The sequence below is a fragment of the Mycobacterium sp. 1164985.4 genome (assembly GCF_001668575.1).
Lineage (GTDB): Bacteria > Actinomycetota > Actinomycetes > Mycobacteriales > Mycobacteriaceae > Mycobacterium.
Window position 1 is genome coordinate 1 of record NZ_LZMD01000073.1, and the last position, 1268, is coordinate 1268.

A 1268-nucleotide genomic window follows, 5' to 3' on the forward strand; every position below is an offset into this window, starting at 1 on the left:
TGAAGTACCCCAGGTTTTGTTCCTACTCGGTTGCGAGGGCCGGGGTTGGCTGGCTCGCGGGGTGTGAGGTGCCGGTGAGGGCGGCCTCGTACTCGGCAGGTGGAACGTAGCCGAGGGCTTCATGCAGGCGTTCCTGGTTGTACCAGGCCACCCAGGCGGCGGTGGCCAGTTCGACGTCGTCGACGCACCGCCACGGTTTCGCACGGTTGATCAACTCGGTCTTGTAGGCGGCGTTGACCGCCTCGGCGAGGGCGTTGTCGTAACTATCGCCGCGCGACCCTACCGAGGGGGCGATCCCGAGTTCGGCTAGCCGGTCGGTATAGGCCAGCGATAGGTATTGCGATCCGCGGTCGGAATGATGGACCAACTCGAATAGATCGGTATTCGACTGCCACACAGCGTGATTGAACGCCTGCAAGGGAAGATCTTCGGTTCGCATCGTCGCCGAAACCGCCCAGCCGACGATCTTCTTGGTGCAGGCGTCGGTGACGAACGCGGTGTAGCAGAACCCCTGCCAGGTCCGGACGAAGGTGATGTCGGCGACCCATAGCCGGTTGGGCGCCGGCGCCTTGAACTGGCGGTTGACCAGGTCTGCGGGCCGGGTGTCGGCGGGGTCGGTGACGGTGGTGAATACCGGCTTACCGCGTTGCACGCCACGCAGCCCGGCCTTGCGCATCAATCGGCGGGTCTGTTCTCTGCCCAGGTGCCAGCCCTTGCGTTTCATGGCCTGATGCATCTTCTGGACCCCGTAGACCGAGTAGTTGTCGCGGTGCACCGTGCGCAGGTCGGCGATCAGCTGCTCATCACGGATCTCGCGATCCGAGGGCGGCCGGGTCCGCGCGGCCCGATACCCGCGGGAGGTCAGGAAACCAGGGATAGCTGCCCGCAGGATACGACAGATGAGCTCGACCCCGAACTGATCGCGATGCGCATCGATGTAGGCGATCATTTCGTCGCGGGGCGGTCGAGCTCCGCTGCGAAAAACGCAGACGCAGACTTCAACACTTCGTTGGCTCTGCGTAATTCGGCATTCTCACGCTTGAGCTTGCGGATCTCGGCGTGCTCCAAACTTGTCGTACCGGGTCGTTCGCCGGCATCGACCTGAGCTTTGCGGCGCCACCGGCGCACCGATTCCTCCGAAATTCCGAGTTTGCTAGCCACGGACTTGATGGCCTCGAACTCAGATGTTTCCGAGGCTTCCATCATGGTGTCCAACAACCGCAACGCACGCTGCCGAAACTCCGGCGAATACTGACGGGGCATAGCTT

General features: G+C 63.0%; 1 protein-coding gene and 1 other annotated feature. The gene reads right to left on the reverse strand.

Annotated features, from left to right (window positions below):
- Positions 1 to 22: 22 nt before the first annotated feature.
- Positions 23 to 1263, reverse strand: a protein-coding gene (locus A5650_RS14880) for an IS3 family transposase (RefSeq protein WP_502687076.1) whose coding sequence is annotated in 2 segments (ribosomal slippage) — positions 23 to 978 and positions 978 to 1263 — 1242 coding nt in all. Because the reading frame shifts where the segments join, the coding sequence is not laid out codon by codon here.
- Positions 871 to 988, reverse strand: a sequence feature (AL1L pseudoknot). Its footprint overlaps the gene before it by 118 nt.
- Positions 1264 to 1268: the final 5 nt, after the last annotated feature.